The 5,948-nt window shown below is 70.8% G+C and carries 5 protein-coding genes; 3 read left to right on the top strand and 2 right to left on the bottom strand.

All coding sequences use genetic code 11. The features are described 5' to 3' along the window. The coding region (locus K6I34_RS29730; RefSeq protein ID WP_275127181.1) for an amino acid ABC transporter ATP-binding protein at positions 1 to 771 on the bottom strand (771 nt) is incomplete at its 3' end. A 278-nt stretch (positions 772 to 1,049) separates the two neighbouring features. Here K6I34_RS29730 and K6I34_RS29725 point away from each other — a divergent pair. Both K6I34_RS29725 and K6I34_RS29720 read left to right on the top strand, forming a co-directional pair. Continuing rightward, positions 1,050 to 1,757 (top strand): response regulator transcription factor, encoded by a 708-nt coding sequence (locus K6I34_RS29725; RefSeq protein WP_229330608.1) that lies wholly within the window; start codon positions 1,050 to 1,052, stop codon positions 1,755 to 1,757. Between the two features lie 15 nt (positions 1,758 to 1,772). Then, positions 1,773 to 3,191 (top strand): HAMP domain-containing sensor histidine kinase, encoded by a 1,419-nt coding sequence (locus K6I34_RS29720; RefSeq protein ID WP_229330606.1) that lies wholly within the window; start codon positions 1,773 to 1,775, stop codon positions 3,189 to 3,191. Between the two features lie 71 nt (positions 3,192 to 3,262). Here the strand turns inward: K6I34_RS29720 and K6I34_RS29715 are convergent, their stop codons facing one another. Next, complete coding sequence (locus tag K6I34_RS29715) at positions 3,263 to 4,258, bottom strand: TAXI family TRAP transporter solute-binding subunit (protein WP_229330610.1); 996 nt, start codon at positions 4,256 to 4,258, stop codon at positions 3,263 to 3,265. Between the two features lie 191 nt (positions 4,259 to 4,449). Here K6I34_RS29715 and miaB point away from each other — a divergent pair. Next, positions 4,450 to 5,948, top strand: a 1,499-nt coding sequence (gene miaB, locus K6I34_RS29710; RefSeq protein WP_229330604.1) for a tRNA (N6-isopentenyl adenosine(37)-C2)-methylthiotransferase MiaB, incomplete at its 3' end; no start/stop codon positions are given.

Raw genomic sequence — 5,948 nt, 5'->3', positions numbered from 1 at the left:
GTGGTGCAGGATCTTCGACAGGAAGTCCTTCGCCCGGTCGCTCCGCGGGTTGCTGAAGAACTGGTCCGGCCGCGCCTCCTCGACGATGCGGCCGTCCGCCATGAAGACGACGCGCTGGGCGGCGGAGCGGGCGAAGCCCATCTCGTGGGTGACCACGACCATGGTCATGCCGTCCCGGGCGAGCTGCTGCATGACCTCCAGCACCTCGTTGATCATCTCCGGGTCGAGCGCGGAGGTCGGCTCGTCGAAGAGCATCAGCTTCGGCTCCATGGCCAGGGCGCGGGCGATGGCCACGCGCTGCTGCTGGCCGCCGGAGAGCTGCGCGGGGTACTTGCCCGCCTGGGTGCCCACACCCACGCGGTCGAGCAGGTCGCGGGCCTTCTTCTCGGCCGTCTTCCGGTCCGTCCCGCGGACCTTGACCTGACCGAGTGTCACGTTCTCCAGCACCGTCTTGTGGGCGAAGAGGTTGAAGGACTGGAAGACCATGCCCACCTCGGAGCGCAGCCGCGCCAGCTCCTTGCCCTCCTGCGGGAGGGGCCTGCCGTCGATGGTGATCGAGCCGGAGTCGATCGTCTCCAGCCGGTTGATCGTCCGGCACAGGGTCGACTTGCCGGACCCCGACGGGCCGATGACGACGACGACCTCGCCGCGCGCGATGCTCAGATCGATGTCCTGGAGGACATGGAGGGCACCGAAGTGCTTGTTGACACCGCTCAGGACGACCAGCGCGTCCGGTGCCGCCGCGGCAGTGGCCGGGGATATGTCGCTCATCGGCGTCTCGCTCCGTCCTCCTCGATTGGGGCTCGATTGGAGAGGACCCTAATCAGGGGGAACGACCAGCGTCATTACATCTGAGCGGAAATTGAGCATAACGATCCGGCGGCAAAGGGACACTCCGCGTGAAGGGGGCGCATGAAGCGTGCCGGGGTCGCGCAGGCGTACCGGGTGGGTAACGGAAGCCCCTGTGCCCCCGCAACCCTCTTGACGGGGCGGGCGTCCATCAGCATGGATGCGGTGTTGCCACACCACGGCCGGACGGAGGGCGCGGGTTGAGACTGCTGCTCGTGGAGGACGACGACCACGTCGCCGCAGCCCTGTCGGCGGTGCTGGCCCGGCACGGATTCGACGTCACCCACGCCCGCAGTGGCGAGGAGGCGCTCCAGGCGCTGCTGCCCGACCGGGGCGCCCCGTACGCGGTCGTCCTCCTCGACCTCGGGCTGCCCGACCAGGACGGATTCGAGGTGTGCGGCAGGATCCGCAAACGTGCCGCCACCCCCGTCATCATGGTCACCGCCCGCGCCGACACCCGGTCCAAGATCCACGGTCTCAACCTCGGCGCCGACGACTACGTGGTGAAGCCGTACGACACGGGCGAACTCCTCGCCCGCATCCACGCGGTCGCCCGGCGCACCCCGCACACCGACGGCGTTCCGGACGAGCAGCACGACACCGACGGCCCGCGGGCGCTGCGCCTCGGCCCGCTGACCGTCGAACTGCCCAACCGGCAGGCCGTGGTGGACGGCACGCCCGTACCGCTCACCCGCAAGGAGTTCGACCTGCTGGCGCTGCTCGCCCAGCGGCCCGGTGTCGTCTTCCGCCGCGAGCAGATCATCAGCGAGGTGTGGCGCACCAGTTGGGAGGGTACTGGGCGCACCCTGGAGGTCCACGTCGCCTCGCTCCGCTCCAAGCTGGGCCTGCCGGCCCTCATCGAGACGGTCCGCGGGGTCGGCTACAAACTCGTCGTCCCGGCCGCCTGACCACCGGACGGGCCCGTGCGCACCCGACTCCTCCCGCTCCTCATCCTCCTGCTGGCAGGAGTGCTGCTCGCCCTGGGCTTCCCGCTCGCCGCGAGCATCGCCGCCGCACAGCAGCAGCGGCTCGTCGTCGACCGGATCGACGACACCGCGCGCTTCGCCTCGCTCGCCCAGTACGTCACCGCCCGGCCGTTCGACCCCGGCGCCGGGAACGACGAGCGGCTCGGCACCCTGCGCGACGAACTCCTCCGCTATGAGGACGTCTACGACATCCGGGTCGGCATCTTCTATCGCGACAGCCGTGCCATGGCTGTCGCCCCCGTCGACTGGGCCGTCCCGGAGCAGGGGGAGGGGCGGCGCGCCTTCCAGGAGGCGCTCGCCGGACGGCGTAGCCACGACCCCGGTCAGGTGTGGCCCTTCGAGCACCGCAGGCTGACCGTCGCCTCCCCCGTCATCCGGGACGGCGATGTCGTCGCGGTGGTCGTCACCGACTCGCCCACCGGCCGCCTGCGGTCGCGCATCCTGCACTCCTGGCTGCTCCTCGCCGCGGGCGAGACCGCCGCCATGCTGCTGGCCGTGGCGGCGGCCTTCCGGCTCACCGGATGGGTGCTCAGGCCCGTGCGTACGCTCGACACCGCCACCCACGGCATAGCGACCGGCCGGATGAACTCCCGGGTCGCGGTGGACAGCGGGCCGCCCGAACTGCGGCTGCTGGCCCGGTCGTTCAACGAGATGGCCGACCACGTCGAGGAAGTCCTGGAACAGCAGCGCGCCTTCGTCGCCGACGCCTCGCACCAGCTGCGCAACCCGCTCGCCGCGCTGCTGCTGCGCATCGATCTGCTCGCCCTGGACCTGCCCGAGGGACACGAGGAGGTCGCGTCCGTCCGGGCGGAGGGCAAGCGGCTGGCCCGGGTCCTCGACGACCTGCTGGACCTGGCACTCGCCGAACACGCCCCCGCGGACCTCCAGCTGACCGATATCGCCGAGCTCGTCACCGACCGGGTGGGTGCCTGGTCGCCGGTGGCCGACCGGGGACAGGTCGCGCTGACCTACAGCGGGCCGTCCGCCACGACGGGCTGGGCGGACCCGGTGGCGCTCTCCAGCGCGCTCGACGCGGTGGTGGACAACGCCCTGAAGTTCACGCCCGGGGGCGCAGACGTATCCGTCAGCGTCTCCGTGGACGGCGACACGGTGGGCATCACCGTCGCCGACCGGGGCCCCGGTCTGACCGAGGAGGAACTCGCCCGGATCGGTGACCGCTTCTGGCGCAGCAGCAGGCACCAGAACGTCGCGGGCTCGGGCCTCGGGCTGTCCATCTCCCGCGCCCTCCTCGCGGCGGGCGGTGCCACGCTCTCGTACACCCACAACACCCCGAGCGGGCTGCGGGCGGTGATCCGGGTGCCCCGCGACCGCGGCGAGAGGATCCCGGTGACCTAAGTGGCCCGGCGGTCTCGCTTCGCCACCACGGCCTCACCTTTGTGGCTTCACTGTTGCGAAGAACCGTCCCGCTACGGCTTGGCCGACAGGTAGTACCGCAGCGCTCCCGTGTGGAGGTCCAGAGGGTCGGTGAAAATCGCCGTCCGGAGGTCCACTTTCTGCGCGGCGTGAACCTTCTGTCCTATGCGATCGCGGCTGTTCATCACCGACCGGGTGACGCTTTCCGCCAGCTCCGGGTCCGCGTGATCCATGGTGATCAGGAGATTCGCGACCGCGATCGTCTGTACGGCCTGGGTGGCGCGCAGCTCCGGGTAGGCGTCCGCCGGCATGACGGCCGCCCTGTAGTAGCGCGTCTCAGGACCGAGGTCGTGCAGCGGCCCTATGAGGTCGCCCAGCGGCACGAGCCGGATGGACAGCCGCTTGCCCAAGGACTGCACGGCGTTGGTCGGCAGCCCGCCCGACCAGAAGAACGCGTCGATCTCGCCCCGTTCCAACAGGGTGGGCATCTGGTCGATGCCCACCCTGGCCGGCCGGATGTCCTTGTCGAAGTCGAGCCCGGCCGCCTTGAGCAGCCTCCTGGTGATCAGCTGCACCCCGGACTGGTCCGTGCCGACGCCGACCCGCATGCCCTTCAGGTCGCGTGCCGAGCGCACCCGCGAGCCCTTCTCGACCACCAGCTGGATGTAGTCGTCGTAGAGCCGCGCGCACGCCCGCAGCCCCGCGGCACCGGGCCGTCCCTGATCGCGGTAGGTGGCGACGGCGTCCGCGGTGGCCAGCGTGAAATCGGCCTCGCCCGACGTGAGCTGCCGCAGATTGTCCAGCGACCCCTGACTGCGCCGGAGCCGCACATCCAGGGAGGGCATGTCCCTGGCGAGATCCTCCTTCAGCAGATCGCCGTACTTCGCGTACACACCCGTCGGCACCCCGGTGGCGAACGACATCCGTCCGCTCGACGACGAGCCGTGCGCTGACACCAGCCACCACACCAGCAGGGCGAGCACGGCGGCAGCAGCCGCGCCCGCCTGTACGGCGCGGCGGCGTCCGGGGCGGGGCAGCCGGGGAAACATGGCCGGATACTGCCAGTCCCGGCCGGGCCGCGGCAGGGGTGTGCGGGAAGACATGTGCGGCGCGGACGGCTCGTGGTACCCGGCCGGCCGCTCCGGCGGAGCACGCCGACGAGGTTCCCGGTGGCCCCTGCCCGCATGTGGCGCCCGGGGACGATGCGGGAGCTTCTCCCGGCCCCCCTTACTCTTGAGTGATGACCAGCAGCAGCGACCGGAGCCAGACAGTGGACGTTAAGGGAACGTACGAGGTGCGCACCTACGGGTGCCAGATGAACGTCCACGACTCCGAGCGGCTTTCCGGTCTGCTGGAGGACGCGGGCTACGTCCGCGCCCCCGAGGGCACCGGCGAGGGCGATGCCGACGTCGTCGTCTTCAACACCTGCGCGGTGCGCGAGAACGCCGACAACAAGCTCTACGGCAACCTCGGCCGCCTGGCCCCCATGAAGCAGAAGCGGCCCGGCATGCAGATCGCCGTCGGCGGCTGCCTCGCGCAGAAGGACCGCGACACGATCGTCAAGCGCGCCCCCTGGGTCGACGTCGTCTTCGGCACGCACAACATCGGCAAGCTGCCCGTGCTGCTGGAGCGCGCCCGCGTCCAGGAGGAGGCGCAGGTCGAGATCGCCGAGTCGCTGGAGGCGTTCCCCTCGACGCTGCCGACGCGCCGCGAGAGCGCTTACGCGGCCTGGGTCTCCATCTCCGTCGGCTGCAACAACACCTGTACGTTCTGCATCGTCCCGGCGCTGCGCGGCAAGGAGAAGGACCGCCGTCCGGGCGACATCCTCGCCGAGGTCGAGGCGCTCGTCGCCGAGGGCGTCAGCGAGATCACGCTGCTCGGCCAGAACGTCAACGCCTACGGCTCCGACATCGGCGACCGCGAGGCGTTCTCCAAGCTGCTGCGCGCCTGCGGGAAGATCGAGGGCCTGGAGCGCGTGCGCTTCACCTCCCCGCACCCCCGTGACTTCACCGACGACGTCATCGCCGCCATGGCGGAGACGCCCAACGTGATGCCGCAGCTGCACATGCCGCTCCAGTCGGGCTCGGACACCGTCCTCAAGGCGATGCGCCGCTCGTACCGCCAGGAGCGCTTCCTCGGGATCATCGAGAAGGTGCGCGCCGCCATGCCGGACGCCGCCATCTCCACCGACATCATCGTGGGCTTCCCCGGCGAGACCGAGGAGGACTTCGAGCAGACCATGCACGTCGTGCGCGAGGCGCGCTTCGCGAACGCCTTCACCTTCCAGTACTCCAAGCGCCCCGGCACCCCTGCGGCCGAGATGGACGGCCAGATCCCCAAGGAGGTCGTGCAGGCGCGCTACGAGCGCCTCGTCGCCCTCCAGGAGGAGATCTCCTGGGACGAGAACAAGAAGCAGGTCGGCCGGGTCCTGGAGGTCATGGTCGCCGAGGGCGAGGGCCGCAAGGACGACGCGACGCAGCGTCTGTCGGGCCGCGCCCCCGACAACCGCCTGGTGCACTTCACCAAGCCGGACGAGCCGGTCCGGCCGGGCGACGTGGTGACCGTCGAGATCACCTACGCCGCGCCGCACCACCTGCTCGCCGAGGGCCCGACCCTCGCGGTGCGCCGCACGGCCGCCGGCGACGCCTGGGAGAAGCGCAACGCCGCTCCCGCCGCCAAGCCGGCCGGTGTCATGCTCGGCATCCCGACCATCGGCGCCCCCGCCCCGGCGGCTTCCCC

Origin of the sequence: Streptomyces sp. UNOC14_S4, from assembly GCF_020740835.1 — a bacterium.
Classification (GTDB): Bacteria; Actinomycetota; Actinomycetes; order Streptomycetales; family Streptomycetaceae; genus Streptomyces.
Note: the sequence above shows the minus strand (reverse complement) of the source record. Positions and strands in the feature narration are given on the sequence as shown.